This is a genomic window from Gymnodinialimonas sp. 202GB13-11 (assembly GCF_040932485.1).
Taxonomy (GTDB): Bacteria; Pseudomonadota; Alphaproteobacteria; order Rhodobacterales; family Rhodobacteraceae; genus Gymnodinialimonas; species Gymnodinialimonas hymeniacidonis.
In genome coordinates this window covers 2,598,498-2,618,569 of record NZ_JBFRBH010000001.1, presented here as the reverse complement: position 1 = coordinate 2,618,569, position 20,072 = coordinate 2,598,498, and the positions used below count along the sequence as shown (strand labels likewise).

Genomic DNA, 20,072 nt, shown 5'->3' with positions numbered 1-20,072 from the left:
AGGAGTAGTGCCCGTGACCCGCTTTGCCGCCCCGATTGCCGAGCAGATTTGGGACATGAAGTATCGCCTGAAAGAGGCGGACGGCACGCCCATTGATGGCGATGTCGAAGCGACATGGCGCCGGATCGCGGATGCCCTGGCTGAGGTTGAAGACGACAAAACCGCCTTCGGTGAGCAGTTCTACGGCGCTTTGGAGGATTTCAAATACCTGCCGGCGGGTCGCATCGTCGCCGGTGCCGGGACGGGCCGCAGCGTGACCCTCTTTAACTGCTTCGTCATGGGCACGGTTCCAGACAGCATGGGCGGCATCTTCGACATGCTGAAGGAAGCCGCGCTCACGATGCAGCAGGGCGGTGGGATCGGCTACGATTTCTCGACCATCCGGCCCAAGGGTGCTGCGGTCAGTGGCGTGGCAGCGGATGCGTCGGGCCCGCTGTCGTTCATGGATGTGTGGGATGCGATGTGCCGCACGATCATGTCGGCAGGTTCGCGACGGGGCGCGATGATGGCGACCCTGCGTTGCGATCACCCGGATATCGAGGCGTTTATCGAGGCGAAACAGGACCCTGCGCGGCTGCGGATGTTCAACGTGTCCGTGCTGGCGACGGATCCGTTCATGGAGGCGGTGAAGAACGACGCGCCGTGGGATCTGGTGTTCGACGGCCAAGTATATCGGACCGTTCAGGCCCGCGATCTGTGGGACAAGATGATGCGCGCGACCTACGATTATGCCGAGCCCGGCGTGATCTTCATCGACCGCATCAATGCTGAGAATAACTTGAACTACGCGGAAACGATCGCCGCAACGAACCCCTGCGGCGAGCAACCTTTGCCGCCCTACGGCGCGTGCCTGCTTGGGTCTATCAACCTCGCGCGTCTGGTCGAGAACCCGTTCGATGGCGGGGCGATCCCCGATGCCGCTCTGGATGATCTGGTCGCGACCGCCATCCGCATGATGGACAACGTCGTCGATGCCTCCCGCTTCCCGCTGGAAGAACAGCGGCAAGAGGCGCAGGCCAAGCGCCGCATCGGCCTCGGCGTCACAGGCCTTGCCGATGCGCTGGCCATGTGCGGTGTGCGCTACGGCTCGGATGAGGCCGTCACGTTGACCGAACAATGGATGGTGCGCATCGCCAACGCCTCCTACCGCGCCTCGGCGATGCTTGCAAAAGAGAAGGGGGCGTTCCCGCTTTTCGATGCAGACGCCTATGCCAAAGCGCCAATGATCCGGCGGCTGGATGCCGATGTGCAGGCGCTGATCGCTGAACATGGCCTGCGCAACGCGCTGCTGACCTCCATCGCGCCCACCGGCACGATCTCCCTCTTCGCAGGCAATGTCTCCTCCGGGATCGAGCCGATCTTTGCCAATTCCTACACCCGCAAGGTGCTTCAACCCGATGGCACGCGCACGGAAGAAGAGGTTGTCGATTTCGCCGTCGCCGCCTGGCGCGACCTGCAAGGCGACACGCCGCTGCCCGAGTATTTCGTCACCGCCCAAACCCTCGCGCCGCTGGATCACGTGCGCATGCAAGCCGCCGCACAGCCTTGGGTCGACTCGTCGATCTCCAAGACCATCAACGTCCCCGCCGATATCAGTTTCGAGGCGTTCAAGGACGTCTATGCCGAGGCTTACGCAACCGGCTGCAAGGGTTGCACAACCTACCGCCCGAACGATGTGACCGGTTCTGTCCTGTCCGTCTCGGAGGCCGAAGAAAAGCCACAAGCCCAAGAAGCTGCTGAAGCCGCGACGGGCGAAGTTGTCTTCCTGTCCGAGCCGCTCGACCGCCCGTCTGAACTCGAAGGCAATACGTACAAGGTCAAATGGCCCGACAGCGAGCACGCGCTTTACATTACGATCAACGATATCGTTCTGAACGGCCATCGTCGCCCGTTCGAAGTGTTCATCAACTCTAAGAACATGGAGCATTTCGCTTGGACGGTCGCTCTGACCCGCATGATCTCGGCCGTGTTCCGGCGCGGTGGAGATGTCAGCTTTGTCGTGGAAGAACTCAAGGCCGTCTTCGACCCGCGCGGGGGCGCGTGGATGCAGGGCAAATACGTGCCCTCGATCCTTGCGGCCATCGGCGGTGTGATCGAGAAGCATATGATCGCCACCGGGTTCCTCGCGGGGGAGGGGATGGGCCTCAAGTCCGACCCTCAGGCTGAAGTCGTCAATATCGGCAACCGCCCCGGCCCGGCTTGCCCATCGTGCGGGCAATACGATCTGCGGATGGTCGAAGGCTGCCTCACCTGCGCCTCCTGCGGCCACTCCAAGTGCGGCTAAGCCATGTTCCGTCGCGTGGAAGATCACCTGATCACCACGCAAACGGGCAAGCTTGTCTGGCGGCGCGGCCACTGGGCGCGGGTGCCAAAGCCGCTTGATCGGGCCGACGCCGCCATCCGCGATTTGTTCGACTAAGGTGTCGCAGATAGGTCGCAGCCCTAAGGGTGCTGTCCTTGATCCGGCAACTTTTCCCGCCAACTGCAAGCTTTGGTGCTAATTTCGCCACAAATCACCGGCATTAGACCGGCAAAACACAGCTACAGGCAGAGCAAATGGCAGTTTCACCCCTTCGGGCTCTGGCGGTTTGTGCCGCCCTCGTTGCCCATCCCGCGGCCGCGCAGGACAGCGCCTACACCTATCAAGGTGTTACGCAGATCTTTTCCAATGACTGGTATGGCATGCCGGTGGGTGACCGGTTTGATCGCTGGCGTACGGGCTCCTACCAACTGAGCGCGCTTTGGGGGCAGGATTGGGATGGCAGCTTGCCGGATCGCCCCTTCGCCTTGATCGAAACGCGCGTGCGGGCCGAGATTATCGCGCCTGACAACCTCGCCGTACCTGCCGCGGATGACCGCCTCTATGCGCCCGCGCTCTATTTCGGTGCGTCCACACATTTTGAGCGGGCCGCTTTTGAATTCAGCCTTGGTGCCGATATCGCAATTCTCGGCGATCAGACGGGCCTGATGGGATTGCACGATTCCATTCACCAGGCGTTTGGCGGCACACCCGTCGATCTCAGCAGTTTCATGATCGAGGATGGCGTGTACTTTAACGCCACCGCCGAAGTTGGCCGCAGCTTTGACCTCGGCACAAGCGACCTGCGCCCCTTTGTTGAGGCACAGGCAGGCGTCGAAACTCTGGTGCGGGCCGGGGCGGACATCCGCTTGGGCAACTATGACAGTGGGGCGTTTCTGGTTCGCGATGTCGTGACCGGGCAGCGCGTCGTGGCCCTTCCGGGCGACAGTGTTTCTGGGTGGAGCTTTTCGGCGGGTGCCGATGTGGCCTACGTCCATGAAAGCGCGCTTTTGCCGGCACAAGGCCCGGACCTTGAGGAGATGCGCCTGCGCGCGCGCGGTGCAGTGCATTACGGGTTCGGCCCGGCGGACCTGTCCTACGGCATCACGTATCTTTCGGAAGAATTCGTGACACAGCCCGAAGGTCAGCTGGTTGGAACGCTCTCGTTGATGCTGCGGTTCTGACAAAAACGACTCACCCGATTCGAAAATCGCGAATCGGACACTTGCCCCAAGCGAATCACCTCTGCTAGCGTCCTGCCAAAGGTCGGGGATCAACCACCGGCCAAACACGTCAAAAACTCCGAGGCGGGGCACAAAACATGGCTACGGGCTTTCAGGGCGCGTTCGTGATTGCATGGGCGCAGACCTGCATCGAAGGGTTTCCGGCAGAACCACAACAAGAACTGGCCGAAGGAATGAACTGGAGCTGGCATGGGAGGCTCCAACCGCTGGATGGAGATCCTGCGGCACTTCTTCTGACCGCCAGCCGGGACCAGGATGAGCTTCGCAGCCGTGCGGCCCGTGTTGTGCGCAAGCTATTGCAGCACCCGGCGCCGAGCCCCGCCGAATTTGCCGCCACCGATGCCGACCCCCTGTATCGCGGTGCGTTCGTGGTGTCCGACGGTGCCAAGTTCTACACCATCGTTCCGATCCTGCTGGAAGACGGCACCCCGCCGCTTTTGATGTTTGCAAGCGAGCCCCCGCCTTCGGGGCGTGAATTGACCATCGTTCACCGTAACGAGGAAACGCTGAAGCCCGCGCCAACCGATGAGCCGGCCGTGATCTGCTTCACGCCCGGCACCCGTATCCGGACCGAGGATGGCGATGTCGCCATCGAGGAACTTGGCACCGGCGATCGCGTGCTGACGCGCGATAACGGTCCGCAAGAGGTGCTTTGGTCCGGCCATCGCCGCATGTCGGGTGCGCGCCTTTTTGCCATGCCCGACCAGCGCCCGATCCGGATGCGGGCAGGTGCCCTTGGCATCGACAGGCCTGACGGCGATCTGATCGTTAGCCCAGAGCATCGCGTTCTGGTGACCGGTCGCGCAGCGCTTGAATTGTGGGGCGAGCATGAGGTGCTGGTGCGTGCCGCCGATCTAGTGGGCGATAGCCGCGTGACGGTGGACCATTCCCTGCGCGAGACCTTCTATATCCACCTGATGCTCGACCGGCATGAGGTGATCTGGGCCAATGGGCTAGAGGTTGAGACCTTTCACCCCGGCTTCATGGGGTTGGAGCATCTGTCGAACCTGCAACGCAACAGCCTGCTGGAAATGCGCCCTGAGCTTGGCGCAAACCCACATGCCTATGGCGCCCCTGTTCGGCGTATGCTGACCCGGGCCGAGGCGGCCATCCTGATCCACGGCGCGCCCACGAAACCGATCCTTGGCACGGTGCATTGACACCCCCCTGATCCATGCCTAAAAGCCGCCCAATCCCGCAGCATTCGTTGCGGGGTTTTCATTTGGTGTTGGTGGCCCTCGCAAGGGGATCCCTGTCACCCCGGCCAAATCCGGGGAGAGGACAACGCCCTTCGAAACCTGAACGAAGGAGATCAGCCGTGACCAAACGCACGTCTGCCAAGTACAAAATCGACCGCCGGATGGGCGAAAACATCTGGGGCCGTCCGAAATCCCCCGTCAACCGCCGCGAATACGGCCCCGGCCAGCACGGTCAGCGCCGCAAGGGCAAGCTTTCCGACTTTGGTCTGCAGCTGCGCGCCAAGCAGAAGCTCAAGGGCTACTACGGCGACCTGACGGAAAAGCAGTTCCGCCGCATCTATGCCGAAGCCGAGCGTCTGCGCGGTGACACCGGTGAGCTTCTCATCGGTCTGCTGGAACGTCGCCTGGACGCCGTCGTCTACCGTGCCAAGTTCGTGCCGACCGTCTTCGCAGCACGTCAGTTCGTGAACCACGGCCACGTCAAGGTGAACGGCAAGAAGGTCAACATCCCCTCCTACCGCGTGCAGGAAGGTGACGTGATCGAGGTGCGTGACCGCTCCAAGCAACTGGCCATCGTGCTCGAAGCCGCCCAACTGGCTGAGCGTGACGTGCCGGATTACCTGGACGTCGACCACTCCAAAATGACCGCAACGTTCGTGCGCACACCGGGCCTTGGCGATGTGCCGTACCCGGTTGTGATGGAACCGAACCTCGTCGTGGAATTCTACGCGAAGAACTAAGCCTCTTCGCAACCCGAGATTTCAAAAGGCCGCTTCCGATTGGAGCGGCCTTTTTCTTTACTGTTCGGTTTGTTCTGCTGCCAAAGCCTCTTGCGCGGCCTCGTCACCCTCAAAGAAGAGGCGGCACTCGGCACCCATTGCCACGCATTCTGCCAACCCGGCCAAAAGGCCCGCTTCACCGTCGGCCACCTCAATCCCCAGCGCCTCCATCCCCGAGCGGTAGGTGTCGCGACGCAAGTCGGTGTACTCATCTGCCTCACGGGCGAGGGCCTGCTCAAAGGCTTCAAGCGCGCCTTCGGGCTCACCCCGCGCAGCACGGATATGGGCAAGCGTGTCGAATGTATCCGCTACATCGGACACGGGCGAGGTGTCGCTTGGATCGAGCGAGGCATGCCAGCGTTCCGCCACACCCGAGGCAGCTTCGATATTGCCGTCGAGGTAAAGCGCCCAAGCCAGATTGTTGCGAACACCGAAGTCCTGATCCTCGGCGTTCAGGAAGTCCGCATAGTCCAGCTCAACCGCAATGGCGGCATCCCACTGGCCAAGATAGCGGTTCGCGCCCACAAGAACTGCAACATCATCAATATTTGTCTCGCCCATCGACAAGGCACGCGTCGCCGCTGCAATTGCGCGGTGGTCCTGTTCGAGGCTGTAGAACGCAATCCGCGCCATATCGCTGAAGAACCATTGCGCCTCCAGCCCCAGATATTCAGCGGCCAGATAAGCTGTCATCGCCTCTTCATGGCGTTCAAGGTAGTGCAGGCAATAGCCCAGATCGCCCATCAGCGAAGCATCAGCAGACACGTCAAAGGCCCAATCTATGGGGTGGCGCAGCAAGCTGATGATCTGATCCGCTACCGGTTCGCAGCTGGTCGGCTCATCGCTGTAGACTGCCAAAAGTAGGTTGCTGTGATACGCGCGCGGATTGTCCGGTTCGGCGTCAACGGCGGCCTGCGCCCAACGCGCTTCCGCCTCATGATCACCCAACTCAAAGGCCAGGGACGAGGCATTTGCGTAGCCACGGAACCAGTCGGGGCGGTATTCGCCGACAAGGATCTGATCCAGTAGAGCGGCTTGCATGTCGCCCAGTCCTTCATGCGCGAGCCCGCGATGTAAGACGAAGCGGCCCTGTTCGACCGGGTCATCACTTGCGGCAAGGGCTTCATTGCAGGCGGCCAGCGTGGCGGCCCAATCGTCTTCCTCGAACAGGCAGATTTCGGCGGGATCGGTCTGGGCAAAGGTCAGGCTGGTGGTCAGCAAAAGGACAGAAGCGGAGAACAGAAGGGGACGCATGGGCAACTCGTTTGGCTTTCAATGCGCCGACCCTGCGACACCATCGGCGTTTGTGGCAAGCCTTTGCCATGCCGGGAAATCCTTACTCCCAACATGAAATGCTCCACATTTGAGTGTGTTGAGAAAGAAAGCGGGCGGCCCTGGAAGCCGCCCGCAACGCTACGCTTTCGGGGGCGAATGCGCGCGTTATTCCACAGTGATGGTGATCTGCTCAGATGCCACGGGCGGAACATGCGGCACATGGTTCAAGTCCCCCAGAACCAGTTGCAGCGTGTGCTCGCCCGGCTCCAGATCCAGCGTCACCTGTGTCTGGCCACCGCCGAAATGGATGTGATTGTCGTCAGCGGGGATGCCGTACAGCAGCTCTTCCGCACCTTCTTCTCCCTCGCCCAGCGGCGGGCGGTTGAGGAAGATATGATGGTGGCCGGTCATCTCCCGCTCGGTCCCCGCAGGGGCCACGCCCATGCCTTCAAGGCCAAAGATCACCGTGACCGGGCCAGAGACCGTCGCGCCATCTTCAAGGTTCACGAAATAGACGGCAGCGCCCTCAGGGGCCGGCGTATCCTGGGCCAGAGCGACCCCCGGCAATGTGATCAATGCGGCGGCGATAAGATGTTTCAACGACATGATGTCCTCCCTAAAGTCGTGATCGTTGGACCGGCCCCGTGGCCCGTCCTTGGGAAGACAACACGCGAGACACGGATATTATTCGGCGGCTTTTTCCATCGCAGGCGGAACGTGAGATCCGCGCAGCCTTGCCAGTCGTCTGGCCCAGGCTTTGGCGCTATGGCCTGACGCTTACGCGCGATCGGGCGGAAGCCGAAGATCTTGCACAGGAAGCGGTCGCGCAGGGTCTTGCGAAAGCTGCGCAATTTGCGCCTGGCACGCGGGTGGATCGCTGGTTGATGCGCATCCTCCACAACCTCTGGCTCAACCGCTTGCGCGCGGCCAAGGTGCGGCGCGGGACCGGCGTCGTGGATGCGGAAGAGGCCGGGCTGATTTCGCCCGACGATCCCGAACAGACTTTTTTCGGAGGTGAGGTGTTATCGGCGGTGATGGACCTGTCTGACGTCCAGCGTAGCGTGGTTTTGCTGGTCTACGTCGAAGGATACGCCTATGCGGAAGCCGCCGAAGTGCTGGACGTGCCCGTCGGCACGGTGATGAGCCGGTTGGCCGCGGCTAGAGCGAAGCTGAAAGAACGGTTGGGAGACCGGGAATGACCGAAGATCGTGACGCACGTTTGATTGCGCTGCTGGACGGGGCCTTGCCAGAAGCGGAGGCCCAAGCGCTGCGGGCCGAGATCGCTGATGATCCGTCTTTGCAGGCGCGGTTGAAGGCGTTGGACGTCGACTTCTCGGGTCTTGGGGTCGAGGCAGCTGGTGTTTTGGCAAGCGCCCCGAAGATGCCGGCAATAGCTGCACCGCGCGGATCGCTTGCGGGGCTTGCGATGGCGGCATCGGTGGCGCTGGCCCTCGTGTTGGGCGGGGTTCTGATCGGGTCACGGTTGGGTGGCGGTGAGGATTGGCGCGACTTTGCCGCTGCTTATCATTTGCTTTACCAGCCGGAGACTCTTGCCGCCCCCCTGCAAGGCGATGGCGGTGTGGCGCATGTGTCTGAGGCACTTGGTCAGGACCTGTCGGCATTGGCTGATGTCGAAGGCCTCGATTTCCGCCGCGCGCAGATCCTCGGGTGGGAAGATCAAGCGCTGATCCAATTCGCCTACCTTGACGCCAACGGTCGCCCGGTTGCGGTCTGCATCATGGAGAACACCGACGATATCCTGGGCGTTTCAATCTCCACAGCACAGCGTCATGGATTGGCGACCACAACGATCACCGACCGCTACGTGCGGGTGCTGGTCATTGGCCCTGATGCCGATACGGATACAGAAGCGCTCAGCCGCGCGGTTGCGACACGGCTTGGGATCTTCTCGCGGTCGTAACCGAACCTTAACTCTGCCGCGGCATAACCCCTGATCAGCCTAGGCCGGCGGGCCATCAACCCGCCAAACGACAGGACGATTGACGGCGCAGTCTTGCGTCGCGGATCGCGCATCATTCCAGCCGTCGGGGTGGCACCCGGTGGCCTTTCGATCGCTTTCGGGCAGCGCTGCCCTCCCTGTTCGCTCTTTCCGCCGGATCTCGCATCTGGCCCGATCCCAGCCCGAGCCGCAATAGTCACCGGCCGGGACATGCCCGCACCGGCTCTTTCGCGTGCAAAACGGTTCCCATTTCCCCAATCCGCGCGTATCAGGCCGCATCTTTTGCGGAGGGCACGCTATGACCACATCTCACCCCGTCTATGCCAAGATCGACGGTCCCATCGTGATGATCGGCTTCGGCTCGATCGGGAAGGGGACCTGGCCTCTGATCGAGCGGCACTTCGACTATGATCATAGCCGCTTTACCGTGATCGAGCCCGATGCGCGTCAGCATGACTTCCTGCGCGAACATGGTTTGGCATTTGTGGACACTTCCCTGACGCCAGACAACTTCCGCGAGGTTTTGGGTGGGCTTTTGGAACCCGGCAAGGGGTTCTGCGTGAACCTGTCGGTGGATACGGACTCGCTCGACCTGATGAAGTTCTGCCGCGAGATCGGCGTTCCCTATATCGACACGGTCGTGGAGCCTTGGGCGGGTTACTATTTCGGAACCGAGGACAACGCTGCTCGCACGAACTACGCCCTTCGCCAGCGTGTGCGGGATGAGAAGGCGGCCAACCCGGGCGGAACAACGGCGGTGTCGTGCTGCGGGGCCAACCCCGGCATGGTGAGTTGGTTCGTGAAAGAAGGGCTGCTGACGCTGGCAAAAGACCTTGGCCGCGAGGCCACGCCGCAAAGCCGGGAAGATTGGGCCGCGCTAATGCGCGATCTGGGCGTAAAAGGTGTTCATATCGCCGAACGGGACACGCAGGCGCGCCTTGCCCCGCGTCCGCGCGATTTCTTCGTGAACACTTGGTCTGTTGAAGGCTTCATCGCCGAAGGGTTCCAGCCTGCGGAGCTTGGCTGGGGCACGCATGAGCCTTGGTTCCCGCCCAATGCACACCGTCAGGAAACGGGCTGCAAGGCTGCCATCTGGATGGAACGGCCCGGCGCGATCACGCGGGTCCATACCTGGTGTCCGACGCCGGGGCCGCAGTTCGGCTTTCTTGTGACCCATAACGAGGCCGTTTCGATCAGCGATTATTATACCGTGGGGGAGGGGCATGAGCCGGAGTACCGCCCGACCTGCCACTATGCTTACCACCCTTGCGATGATGCAGTTCTGTCTTTGCATGAGATGTTCGGCTCCGGCATCACTCAGACCGAGCATTACATTCTGAACGAAGACGAAATCGTCGAAGGCATCGATGAGCTTGGCGTGTTGCTTTACGGGCATGAGAAAAACGCGATGTGGTATGGCTCGCGCCTGTCGAATGAAGAGACACGGGACCTTGCGCCGTATCAAAATGCGACGGGCTTGCAGGTGACGTCAGCCGTGTTGGCCGGGATGGTCTGGGCGTTGGAGAACCCCAATGCCGGAATCGTGGAGGCTGACGAGATGGATCATACGCGGTGCCTTGAGGTGCAGCGGCCCTATCTTGGGCCGGTCGAAGCGCATTACACCGACTGGACGCCGTTGCAGGATCGGTGGGAGATGTTCCCGGAGGATCTGGACGAAAGTGAGCCCTGGGCGTTCCGGAACGTGTTGGCGAGTTGACGAATAGGGCGCTGCGACGCTCGGCTGTCGCCGACGCCCCGCCCGCCCTCCCGCAGGTGGCCAATTGCAAATCTCGCCCTGTGGGGCCGAGGGCGTATTTGCATTTTCATGGAACAAAGAGGGCGGGTGCGCCCTAGCTCGCTGTCGCCAGATACCCCCGGCTGGTGCGGGAGGGCGGGCCGGAGGGGAAGGCGTAGGTTTCGTCGAGCTGCCATCCAGCGCTTTGCAGAAGGGTCTCGGTTTCGGAGGCTTCGAAGGTACGATGGCGCCATTGCAGCCAGATGATCGCGTTGCACCAATGCGGTTTTGACAGGACAAGCCACAGCTTTGCGCCGGGCTGCACCCAAGTCCGCAGCGTTGCGAGCGCTGCGCCGGGATTTGGGACATGCTCGATCACATGGGCCATCAGCAGATGGTCGAACGGCAGATCGGGGCGAAAAGTGTCAATATCGCCCTGCACCTTGCGCGCCTGACCGCCTCGTCGGATGAGCGCGGCCTCGGCCCGGTCGAGCATCGGGGCGGAGGGTTCGAGAAGCGTGATATTCGCCTCCGGCCCGTAGATCGCGCCCCAACCTTCCGAAAATGCGCCCGTGCCGCAGCCGACATCGCAGACGCGGTCCGAGGCCTTCGCGCGGAGGCCCGCCCCCGTCAGGAATCCCAGATAGCCATCCGCATAGCCAAGCATCCGCATCTTGTCGCCCCACTTATCGGCGGCGCGGTCATATTGATGGGTAAGGGATGCTGTATCGGCCATGTCATGTGCAGTATTGCACGGCGTCTTGCGCTATCCCAGCCCTCGCCATTCCGTCCAAACAGGCGTAAGCCAGCGGCATGGTCATCGGAGACAACCTCAAGATCACGTCCCTTGAAGAGGGGCGAAAGCTGCCGTTCTGGCGCACGCCGATTGCGTTGTTGGCCGTGATGGCCTTCGCGATGCCCGTGGCCTTTGCGACATGGTCGGCGCTGCTGAATAACTTCGTTATCGAGGTCGCGAGCTTTGATGGATCCGACATTGGCTGGCTGCATACCGTGCGCGAAATCCCGGGCTTTCTGGCGATTGGCGTGATCTTCCTGCTGATTTTCATTCGGGAACAGGTGTTGGGCCTGGTCTCGCTTATCCTGCTTGGGGTCGCGACAGCACTAACGGCTCAGTTCCCATCGTTGGGGGGATTGTTGTTCGTCACGCTGATCAGCTCGATCGGATTCCACTACTACGAGACGGTGAACCAGAGCCTGCAATTGCAATGGATCGAAAAGGATCGCGCGCCGCAGGTTTTGGGCTGGTTGTTGAGCGTGGGGTCCGGCGCGACCCTGCTGGCCTACCTGTTGATCGTCGTCACATGGCGGACCTATGAGCTGAGCTATGATCTGGTCTACTGGGTGTCGGGCGGGGCGACGGCCCTTTTGGCTTTGGTTTGTTTCCTGATCTATCCGCAGTTCGAAAGCCCCAATCCGCAGCGCAAACAGATGGTCCTGCGGCGGCGTTATTGGCTTTATTATGCGCTCCAGTTCATGTCAGGCGCACGGCGGCAGATCTTCGTCGTCTTCGCGGGCTTCATGATGGTCGAACGCTACGGGTTCGAGGTCCATCACATCACCTCGCTTTATATGGTCACGCTGCTGATCAACATGATCGTGGCGCCGATGTTAGGCAAAGTCGTCGCCCGGTTCGGGGAACGTCTGGCGCTGATCGTAGAATATTCGGGTTTGGCCGCTGTCTTCGTTCTTTACGCGGGCCTCTATATCTTCGACTGGGGTTTCGTGTTCGCCGCTGTGCTATATGTGGTGAACCACATCTTCTTTGCGCTGGCTCTGGCGATCAAAACCTACTTCCAGAAAATCGCGGACCCTGCCGACATCGCACCGACGGCGGCTGTGGCGTTCACCATCAACCACATCGCAGCCGTGTTCCTGCCGGCTGGCCTAGGCTATTTGTGGCTGACCTCCCCCACGGCGGTCTTTGTGGCCGCTGCGCTTATGGCGTGCATCTCGCTGGCGCTCTCGTTTCTGGTGCCGCGCCACCCGAAAGAGGGCAACGAGACGGTGTTGGCCCGAGGCGCGGCGCAGCCTGCTGAATAGGCTATTCAGGGCAGCTGTCTTCTGAGCCGAGCGCCACGATCTCTCCGTTCACGAAATCGACCGTCATCTCCAGCACGCAGCCCGCGTCATCGGGGATCGTGCCGGTGGCGGTATAGGTGCTGTAGCTTTCCGCGCCGTTGACGCCCGAGCCGGTCCATTGCGTCTCATACGGTGCGTGCGATGCAATGTCGGCAGCGATCGGGGGTGTGACCGCGGCCAAGAACCCATCGGCGATATCGGGCGACCAATACGCGCTGGCGGCCTCGTAATCGCCTGCCTCTATATGGCCGATGAAGGTGTCCATCGCCGCGCTGTCGCGGTTGGTGGAAAAGGTGCAATACCCGATGCCAAGCGCGATCACACCCAGAACGATCAGGACGATACGACCGCCGTTCTTTCCGGTTTTGGTGTCTTCGCTCATACGTCTTCTCCGATCATCGGACAGAGGGGGGTTACGTTGTATTCGTCGATCAGCCCGTCTTGCAGGCGCACGAACAGCTCGCTTTCGCAACCCGATACGGTGATCCCGAGGCCCCAAATCTGGGTGCGGCGACCGTCGCTTGAGGAGTTGGAGGAGCGTTCGCCAAACCGCAGGCGCTCCCAAGGTTCGATCCGCCCGAATTGGCGGTCGAGGGCCGTAGGGGACAAGCGCGAGGCCAGAAGCGGGGTGAGCAGGGTCTGTGCCTGGTCGTATTCCTCCGCCGCGATATGGGTCAGGAACGCGCGTGCGACGGCGACGTCTTCGCGCTGGCTTTCAAAGGCCCACCAGAAGAGCCAGACCGTCAGGCCAAGGCCCGCGAGACCGAGGGTGATGGGGAGGATGGCCTTTTTCATGTGTCGGTCACACTGCCAAGGCAGAGCGGCTCGATATTGAAATATGTGATGACGCCGTTCAGCAGTTCGAAGTCCAGCGCACTTTCGCATCCGCTGGCAGTGGTGCCGGTTCCCGTTAGCTCCGTCGTGCGTGTGCCGTTCGAGGTGGAGAAGCTGAAGGACGGAAAAGAGATGTCGTCGAATGTCTGAAGCCCCGCGACCGAGCTGCGCAGTTCCTCTTCCGGCAGGCGTTCGGTGATCGAGTTGTGCAGGAGCCCATGGGCTTGCGTGATTTCTTCGGCGGCCAGATGGTTAAGGAAGGCACGGACCGTGTCAGCATCCTGATTGGAGCCGCGCAGGCCGAAGGTGATGGCAAAGCCGATGGCGACGGCAGCGACAAGAAGGCCAACGATCAGGCCACGGGGTCCACGGAACATGAAGGGGGCTCCTCGATAATGCGTTCCTGAGGATAGAGGCATTTCCACCCTTGCGTGTAGTCGGGAATACCACCGCCGTATTTGCCATTGCTTTGCGAAGCGGATAGCGGTCCTTTGACCAAGAATTGGAGGCCCCATGCCCACCTGGACTGCCCTGATCACATTGTCTGACAAACCCAAAGCCGAGGCGCTTGGCGCGGCTTTGGAAGAGATCGACCCGACCCCAACCGGTGTGGGTGTGTTCGAGGTGGAGGACGGCTCAGGCCTGTGGGAGGTCGGCGCCTATTTCATCGAAGCCCCGGATGAGGTCGCGCTGGCGATCCTTGCGGCGGCCTTCGGGGCGAAGGATTTTGCCGTGTCGGAACTGCCTGAGACGGATTGGGTGGCCGAAGTGCGCCGCGAATTGCATCCGGTCGAGGCGGGGCGCTTCTTTGTCTATGGCAGCCACGATGCCGACAAGGTGCCAGCTGAGTCGGTTCCACTGCTGATTGAGGCGGCAATGGCGTTCGGAACCGGACACCACGGGACCACAAAAGGGTGTCTGGAGGCCGTGGACAAACTGTTTACGGATCGGAATTTACCCCAATCTGTGGCCGATATCGGCTGTGGTACGGCTGTTCTGGCGATTGCGGCAGCGAAGGTTTTGAACCGGTCTGTGATGGCGTCAGACATTGATCCGCAGGCGGTAGAAACGGCGGTGGCCAATGCCCGTGCCAACGGCGTGGAGGCATTGGTTGACTGCGTCGAAGCGGCGGGGTTTGAGCATCCTGATCTTGGGCAGAAAGCGCCTTACGATCTTGTTTTTGCTAACATTTTGAAAGGTCCGCTGGTCGATCTGGCTCCTTCTATGGCCGCCCACACCGCAGCGGATGGTCATGTCATCCTGTCGGGCATTCTCAACCCGCAAGCCGATGAGGTTGTTGCGGCCTACGATGGGGCTGGCTTTGACCTGAAAGCGCGTGACGAGATCGGCGAATGGACCACTCTCACCCTGCAGCGGCGAAAATGACGTAACGTCAGACTTGCTCGGATAAGTTGCCTAAAATCTGTCGCAATTAAGCCAGGGAATTGCTATGTAAATTCCCGGTGGGGGCAGCAATGTTGTGTTAGAGCTGCCCAATGGTAAATGAAACTGAACAGTTCCAGTCGCGGTTACACCGCATCCAGCGCACACGGCGCCGGAAGCGTGGTGGCATGGGCTTTGTCGTCCATCCGGACGGTGTCGTCACCGCGATCGGTCAACCCTCCTCCCGTCTTCGCTTCGCGTTCCCGCTGAAGGGCCTCATGCTGGCGCTCTTCATTGTGGCGGCCGTGAAATCCTATCTGATCTGGTTCCTCGGCGTGGATATCTACACGCTTGAAGTGCAGAGCCTGCTTTCGGGGTCCAGCTTCGAACAGATCGCCGGGATCATCCTTCTGCCCGATGCGATGACCTTGTGGGGTGTGGATCGGATTGATGAGATTAACGCACTGGTTGCAAGCGGCCTGCGCTGAACCGCGCACGCTTTGCACCTGATGCTTTGAATTGGTACGGGGCTGTCCCACCCCGCCACCGACAAAAAAAAGGGCGACCGGATGTCCCACCGGTCGCCCTTTTCTTATTTTGAGCAGTCGCAGATCAGCGAACGTGACGACCGCTTGCGATGTCTTCGATGTCGCCGCGGTTCAGGCCGAGATCGTCAAGCTCACGGTTTGACAGGGCCGACAGCGCTTTGCGCGTGACGCGCGCATCGTTCCAGGCAGCGACTTTTGCAACCAGATCGGAGAGGATCCGGGTGGCGTTGAACCCCGCGCCGAGCGGGCGATTGGTGATGATGGCCATAGGTCTCATCCTTTCCAGTTTCGTGTTTTTGACTTGTCCGACGATGATTTTCATCGCCTCAAGATGAACGGCATCTAGAGTTGGAAATTGCGCCGGACAAGACGATTTTTTGCATGGGCTCCATGCAATTTCTGCATAGCTCAAAATCGACGTAACCTGCCGTTTTTCATCCAAGAATCCGCGATGTGGATGTCGAAAATCTGCAGAAAAATGTCGGAAAACCTCCGCGTGATCTGAAAGCGACATCGGTGCGTCGAAAACCGCCTTCACACAGGCTCTGCTTGGCGATGTTCGCGTTTCGTGCTAGTGGCGATTGAAAGGCCGGAAACAGGCGGGAAGAGCAGGGCATGCGCATCATTGGAATTGACCCCGGGCTGAGATGTCTGGGCTGGGGTGTGGTCGACGCCGTGAATGGGCGGTTGAGCCATGTGGCCAATGGCACCTGCAAAAGCACAGGTACCGATCTGGCGGACCGCTTGCTGTCGTTGCATATCCAACTGACTGATGTTGTGGCCCGCTACGCGCCCGAAACGGCGGCGGTGGAGCAGACATTCGTGAACCGCGATGGCGCGGGCACGCTGAAGCTGGGTCAGGCGCGCGGGATCGCGATGCTGGTGCCCGCGCAGGCGGGTCTGGCGGTGGCCGAATATGCGCCCAATGCGGTGAAGAAGGCCGTGGTTGGTGTGGGCCATGCCGACAAGCGGCAGATCGACCATATGGTGCGGCTGCAATTGCCGGGCTGCGCACCAGAGAATGCCGATGCCGCCGATGCGCTGGCGATTGCGATTTGCCATTCCTTTCACGCAGCAACTGCCGGTCGGTTAGCCGCAGCGATTGGGGCGGCATCATGATCGGCAAGCTGACCGGTCGGCTGGACTACCGCGCCAATGACCACGCGCTGATTGATGTGGGTGGCGTGGGTTACGTTGTGCACTGCTCGGACCGGACGCTTGCCGCGCTGCCAGGGCCGGGGGAGGCGGTGTCGCTTTATACGGAGTTGCTGGTCCGCGAAGACCTGTTGCAGCTGTTCGGCTTCACCACGCCTTATGAACGGGAATGGCATCGGTTGCTGATCTCCGTTCAAGGCGTAGGTGCGAAGGCGTCCATGGCCATCCTTGGCACGCTTGGGGCCGAGGGAGTGGCGCGCGCGATTGCGCTTGGCGATGCGGCGGCGGTGAAGGCCGCGCAAGGCGTCGGGCCGAAGCTGGCGCAGCGGGTGGTGATGGAGTTGAAGGACAAGGCCCCGGCGGCGATGGCGCAGGGCGGTTCGCTTGGTGCTGCGATGGGGGACGAGGCGGCGGAGCCTTTGGTGGTGGACGATGCGCCGGCCCCCAAGCCGCGCGCGGCCGCGTCGAATGCGCAGGCTGAGGCGCTTTCGGCGTTGCAAAACCTTGGCTATGCGCCCTCCGATGCGGCACGCGCCGTGGCCGAGGCGGCAGATGGCGAAAGCGAGACCTCCGGCCTGATCCGCGCGGCGCTGCGGTTGCTGGCACCCAAGGACTAGCGGCGCGCGTGGCGACGGGACATAAGCGATGGATATGACAGAGCCTGATCCAACCCTGCGCCCGGACCGACAGCCGGAAGATGACCGCGCCCTGCGTCCGCAATCGCTTGACGATTTCACAGGTCAGGAAGAGGCGCGCGCGAACCTGCGCGTGTTCATCGAAAGCGCGAAACGGCGCGGTGAGGCGATGGACCATGTGCTGTTCCACGGGCCGCCCGGTTTGGGCAAGACCACGTTGGCACAGATCATGGCGAAGGAATTGGGGGTCGGGTTTCGGATGACGTCTGGCCCTGTTCTGGCCAAGGCTGGGGATTTGGCAGCGATCCTGACGAACCTGGAGGCGCGCGATGTGCTGTTCATTGACGAGATCCACAGACTGAACCCGGCGGTGGAAGAGGTACTCTATCCTGCGCTTGAGGATTTTGAGCTGGATCTGGTGATCGGGGAGGGGCCTGCCGCGCGGACGGTGCGGATTGAATTGCAGCCGTTTACGCTAGTGGGTGCGACGACGCGGCTTGGCCTCCTGACCACGCCATTGCGCGACCGGTTTGGCATTCCGACGCGGCTGAATTTCTATACCGAGGATGAGTTGGACCTGATCGTGGCACGTGGATCGCGGCTGGCCGGGATCGAAGCGGACCCGGAAGGCACACGAGAGATCGCCAAACGCGCGCGGGGTACGCCGAGGATTGCGGGGCGGCTGTTGCGGCGTGTCATCGACTTTGCCGTTGTCGAAGGCGACGGGCGGCTGACCCGGGCGATTGCCGACAGCGCGCTGACGCGGCTTGGCGTGGATGCGCTGGGGCTGGATGGGGCGGACCGGCGTTATCTTTCTCTGATCGCCGAGAATTATCAGGGCGGTCCCGTGGGGATTGAGACGATTGCCGCTGCTTTGGCGGAACCCCGCGACGCGCTGGAAGAGGTGATCGAGCCGTTCCTTCTGCAACAGGGCCTGATCGCGCGAACGCCGCGCGGGCGGATGCTGGCGCACAAGGGGTGGAGCCATCTCGGGCTTGCTGCGCCAAAGCGGCCGGAGCAGGGGGATTTGCTATGAGATGGTTCATTGCGGCTGCTCTATGCGCGCTTGGTTTGGATGGCGCCGCGCAGGCGCAAATCGAGCTGGATTACGCCGAGCGCGTGAATACGCGGTTCGGGGAAATCCATGCCGTGGGTGCGGATTTTCAGTTCACACTGTGGCACAATCAGACACAGCTGCCGCTGCCCGAAGATGGGCGCTGGTGGGTGAACTGGCATCAACCGTCGGAGGGCGACTTTGACTGGGTTCTGGCCAGTCACCACCACGGCGGAAATTCCTGCGGTGGGGCGGCCTATCTGCTGCGTGTCGGGGCCGATGGCGTGGCGGCGGGCCAGCCGATCAGCGATTGCGATGGCTTGCTTTTGGACATTCGCGCAGCTGCGGATTGGGTCGAAGTGGATCGGATGGAACCGAACATCCTCGTGACCCATGTGACAATCCGCTGGCAGGGGGATGCTTATACCGAGACGTTGCACTACGCCCCACCGGCGGAGGCTGCCGGCGCGGGCGCGGATGTGACCCGGTGGCTGGGAGAGCATGCCGCAAACATGCTTGAAGACCCGAGCGAGCGCGCGCGGTTCGAGAGCGCGATGCAGGTGTGGGAGATGCAGGACCTTTGGGTGCGGCTTCTGGTCGGCACAAGCGTAGCGCAACAGGGCGATTGGGTTTTTGCAACGGGATGTCAGCCCCATGCCTGCGGGCTGGACATGGGCGCCATTGGCATCCGCATCAGCGATGGCGCGGTGGCAGCCGTTATCCGTTCGTCCGGAAACCCCGATCGCACCTTCGGTCTGGCGGACGCCCCTTCATTCCGTGCTGCAATTGCGGATGGGTTTGAATGAGCGACCCCGCTGAGATCGAAGCGCTGTTCACACGCGCCGATGGCACGTTCCTGTTCGCGCGATGGGGGCGGCCTATCGTGCCGGTGGTGTTCGGGGTGGAGGATGCGACTGTCAGCGTGCTGAAAGGCGCGATTGAGGCGGTCGTTGCGCTGGCAGGTCACAAGATGGCCGAGACAGACCCAGAGCTTGGCGCGAACCTAATGGTCTTTTTCATTCGAGAGTGGGATGAGCTGATTGCCGTGCCCGACCTCGACCGGCTGATCCCCGACCTTGCGCCGACGGTGGAACGTCTGAAGGGGGCGGATGCGAACCAGTATCGCAGCTTTCGGTTCGATGCCGATGGTGGGATCAAGGCGGCGTTTGTGTTCGTGCGGATGGACGAGGCGATGAGTGCGGCCCCGGCGGAAACGATCGCGCTGAGCCAAGTGGTGCAGACGATCCTGCTTTGGTCGGACACGGCCTTTCTGGGAAACTCGCCCTTGGCGGTTCTGGAGAACGGCGCGGCGGTCCTGCGGCCCGAAATCGCGGACGTGATCCGCGCGGGCTATGACCCGGTGTTGCCGGTCGCCTCAACAGAACCCGCGACGGCCCTGCGGATCGCCGCACGTATGGGAGCGTTGCAATGATCCATCACTGGCCTCTCCGCGTGTACTATGAAGACGTCGATCTTGCGGCGATCGTCTACTACGCGAATTACCTGAAATACCTCGAACGTGGCCGGTCCGAGATGGTCCGCGCCGCCGGGATCAGCCAGCTCGACATGAAGGCAGCGGGGCTGGTTTTCGCGGTCCGCCGGGTGGAGGCCGATTACCTCAAACCTGCCCATTATGACGACGAACTGGTGGTTGAAACACGCCTCGATACCCTCAAAGGGGCCTCATTCGACATGCCACAGCGCATTTTGCGGGGCGATGAGGTGCTGATGGAAGCCCGGATCAAGGTCGTTATCCTTAACGAACAGGGGCGTGCGGCCCGTCTTCCGGCGGATATTCGCGCAAAAGTCACAGCAATCGCGGCAAGTGATGGCCCGTGACGCAGAAGTGTTCGCCATAACCCTTTATTGCTG

General features: G+C 61.5%; 24 protein-coding genes. 17 read left to right on the top strand and 7 right to left on the bottom strand.

All coding sequences use genetic code 11. The annotated features are described in order from the left end of the window. Positions 1-13: 13 nt before the first annotated feature. The 5 genes from V8J81_RS13200 to rpsD all read left to right on the top strand — a co-directional run bounded on the left by V8J81_RS13200 (position 14) and on the right by rpsD (position 5,482). The gene (locus V8J81_RS13200) at positions 14-2,284 is read left to right on the top strand and encodes an adenosylcobalamin-dependent ribonucleoside-diphosphate reductase (RefSeq protein ID WP_368476216.1); all 2,271 of its coding nucleotides are present in this window, start codon (positions 14-16) and stop codon (positions 2,282-2,284) included. A 3-nt stretch (positions 2,285-2,287) separates the two neighbouring features. Next, positions 2,288-2,419, top strand: a complete 132-nt coding sequence (locus V8J81_RS13195; RefSeq protein WP_368476215.1) for a hypothetical protein — start codon at positions 2,288-2,290, stop codon at positions 2,417-2,419. A 137-nt stretch (positions 2,420-2,556) separates the two neighbouring features. Then, positions 2,557-3,483: a lipid A-modifier LpxR family protein gene (locus V8J81_RS13190; protein ID WP_368476214.1), complete on the top strand. Its 927-nt coding sequence runs from the start codon at positions 2,557-2,559 to the stop codon at positions 3,481-3,483. 137 nt (positions 3,484-3,620) lie between these two features. Further along, on the top strand, positions 3,621-4,703 hold the full coding sequence (locus tag V8J81_RS13185) for a Hint domain-containing protein (protein ID WP_368476213.1): 1,083 nt from the start codon (positions 3,621-3,623) through the stop codon (positions 4,701-4,703). 158 nt (positions 4,704-4,861) lie between these two features. Continuing rightward, positions 4,862-5,482: a 30S ribosomal protein S4 gene (rpsD, locus tag V8J81_RS13180; RefSeq protein ID WP_368476212.1), complete on the top strand. Its 621-nt coding sequence runs from the start codon at positions 4,862-4,864 to the stop codon at positions 5,480-5,482. A 57-nt stretch (positions 5,483-5,539) separates the two neighbouring features. On the opposite strand, the gene V8J81_RS13175 is transcribed toward rpsD, so the two are convergent. Beyond that, positions 5,540-6,775, bottom strand: coding sequence for a tetratricopeptide repeat protein (locus tag V8J81_RS13175; RefSeq protein ID WP_368476211.1), 1,236 nt, complete (start codon positions 6,773-6,775; stop codon positions 5,540-5,542). A 186-nt stretch (positions 6,776-6,961) separates the two neighbouring features. Further along, positions 6,962-7,402: a DUF4399 domain-containing protein gene (locus tag V8J81_RS13170; protein WP_368476210.1), complete on the bottom strand. Its 441-nt coding sequence runs from the start codon at positions 7,400-7,402 to the stop codon at positions 6,962-6,964. A gap of 38 nt (positions 7,403-7,440) precedes the next feature. Here V8J81_RS13170 and V8J81_RS13165 point away from each other — a divergent pair, with 38 nt between their 5' ends. The 3 genes from V8J81_RS13165 to V8J81_RS13155 all read left to right on the top strand — a co-directional run bounded on the left by V8J81_RS13165 (position 7,441) and on the right by V8J81_RS13155 (position 10,473). Beyond that, entirely contained in the window at positions 7,441-7,995 is a 555-nt protein-coding gene (locus V8J81_RS13165) for an RNA polymerase sigma factor (protein ID WP_368476209.1), read from the top strand. Continuing rightward, positions 7,992-8,717 carry a hypothetical protein gene (locus V8J81_RS13160; RefSeq protein ID WP_368476208.1) on the top strand — a complete coding sequence of 242 codons (726 nt, stop codon included), beginning with the start codon at positions 7,992-7,994 and terminating at the stop codon, positions 8,715-8,717. The genes V8J81_RS13165 and V8J81_RS13160 overlap by 4 nt, the downstream gene beginning before the upstream one ends. 337 nt (positions 8,718-9,054) lie before the next feature. Next, entirely contained in the window at positions 9,055-10,473 is a 1,419-nt protein-coding gene (locus tag V8J81_RS13155; RefSeq protein WP_368476207.1) for a homospermidine synthase, read from the top strand. A gap of 133 nt (positions 10,474-10,606) precedes the next feature. Here the strand turns inward: V8J81_RS13155 and V8J81_RS13150 are convergent, their stop codons facing one another. Further along, entirely contained in the window at positions 10,607-11,227 is a 621-nt protein-coding gene (locus V8J81_RS13150; RefSeq protein ID WP_368476206.1) for a class I SAM-dependent methyltransferase, read from the bottom strand. A gap of 77 nt (positions 11,228-11,304) precedes the next feature. Between V8J81_RS13150 and V8J81_RS13145 the strand changes: the two genes are divergently transcribed. Beyond that, on the top strand, positions 11,305-12,552 hold the full coding sequence (locus tag V8J81_RS13145; RefSeq protein ID WP_368476205.1) for an MFS transporter: 1,248 nt from the start codon (positions 11,305-11,307) through the stop codon (positions 12,550-12,552). A gap of 1 nt (position 12,553) precedes the next feature. Here V8J81_RS13145 and V8J81_RS13140 read toward each other — a convergent pair whose 3' ends face one another. From V8J81_RS13140 to V8J81_RS13130, 3 genes are read right to left on the bottom strand one after another with little or no spacing between them, the layout of a single operon-like run. Next, positions 12,554-12,973 (bottom strand): hypothetical protein, encoded by a 420-nt coding sequence (locus tag V8J81_RS13140; protein WP_368476204.1) that lies wholly within the window; start codon positions 12,971-12,973, stop codon positions 12,554-12,556. Beyond that, positions 12,970-13,386 (bottom strand): hypothetical protein, encoded by a 417-nt coding sequence (locus V8J81_RS13135; protein ID WP_368476203.1) that lies wholly within the window; start codon positions 13,384-13,386, stop codon positions 12,970-12,972. The genes V8J81_RS13140 and V8J81_RS13135 overlap by 4 nt, the downstream gene beginning before the upstream one ends. Continuing rightward, positions 13,383-13,802, bottom strand: a complete 420-nt coding sequence (locus V8J81_RS13130; RefSeq protein ID WP_368476202.1) for a hypothetical protein — start codon at positions 13,800-13,802, stop codon at positions 13,383-13,385. Before V8J81_RS13130 ends, V8J81_RS13135 begins: the two co-directional genes overlap by 4 nt. Before the next feature lie 136 nt (positions 13,803-13,938). On the opposite strand from V8J81_RS13130, the gene V8J81_RS13125 reads away from it, so the two are divergent. Together V8J81_RS13125 and V8J81_RS13120 are read left to right on the top strand one after the other, a co-directional pair. Continuing rightward, the gene (locus V8J81_RS13125) at positions 13,939-14,811 is read left to right on the top strand and encodes a 50S ribosomal protein L11 methyltransferase (RefSeq protein ID WP_368476201.1); all 873 of its coding nucleotides are present in this window, start codon (positions 13,939-13,941) and stop codon (positions 14,809-14,811) included. A 110-nt stretch (positions 14,812-14,921) separates the two neighbouring features. Beyond that, positions 14,922-15,296, top strand: a complete 375-nt coding sequence (locus V8J81_RS13120; RefSeq protein ID WP_368476200.1) for a hypothetical protein — start codon at positions 14,922-14,924, stop codon at positions 15,294-15,296. Positions 15,297-15,420: 124 nt separating this feature from the next. Here V8J81_RS13120 and V8J81_RS20525 read toward each other — a convergent pair whose 3' ends face one another. Continuing rightward, positions 15,421-15,894, bottom strand: coding sequence for a DUF1127 domain-containing protein (locus V8J81_RS20525; RefSeq protein WP_439649894.1), 474 nt, complete (start codon positions 15,892-15,894; stop codon positions 15,421-15,423). Positions 15,895-15,971: 77 nt separating this feature from the next. Between V8J81_RS20525 and ruvC the strand changes: the two genes are divergently transcribed. Genes ruvC through ybgC form a run of 6 tightly spaced genes read left to right on the top strand, consistent with a single transcriptional unit; the run spans position 15,972 to position 20,039 of the window. Continuing rightward, entirely contained in the window at positions 15,972-16,475 is a 504-nt protein-coding gene (ruvC, locus tag V8J81_RS13110) for a crossover junction endodeoxyribonuclease RuvC (protein ID WP_368476199.1), read from the top strand. Then, positions 16,472-17,128: a Holliday junction branch migration protein RuvA gene (gene ruvA / locus V8J81_RS13105; RefSeq protein ID WP_368476198.1), complete on the top strand. Its 657-nt coding sequence runs from the start codon at positions 16,472-16,474 to the stop codon at positions 17,126-17,128. Before ruvC ends, ruvA begins: the two co-directional genes overlap by 4 nt. Positions 17,129-17,162: 34 nt before the next feature. Next, positions 17,163-18,182, top strand: coding sequence for a Holliday junction branch migration DNA helicase RuvB (gene ruvB / locus V8J81_RS13100; protein ID WP_368477641.1), 1,020 nt, complete (start codon positions 17,163-17,165; stop codon positions 18,180-18,182). Further along, complete coding sequence (locus V8J81_RS13095) at positions 18,179-19,006, top strand: Ivy family c-type lysozyme inhibitor (protein ID WP_368476197.1); 828 nt, start codon at positions 18,179-18,181, stop codon at positions 19,004-19,006. The genes ruvB and V8J81_RS13095 overlap by 4 nt, the downstream gene beginning before the upstream one ends. Then, positions 19,003-19,632, top strand: a complete 630-nt coding sequence (locus V8J81_RS13090; protein WP_368476196.1) for a hypothetical protein — start codon at positions 19,003-19,005, stop codon at positions 19,630-19,632. The genes V8J81_RS13095 and V8J81_RS13090 overlap by 4 nt, the downstream gene beginning before the upstream one ends. Beyond that, positions 19,629-20,039, top strand: a complete 411-nt coding sequence (gene ybgC / locus V8J81_RS13085) for a tol-pal system-associated acyl-CoA thioesterase (RefSeq protein WP_368476195.1) — start codon at positions 19,629-19,631, stop codon at positions 20,037-20,039. Before V8J81_RS13090 ends, ybgC begins: the two co-directional genes overlap by 4 nt. Positions 20,040-20,072: the final 33 nt, after the last annotated feature.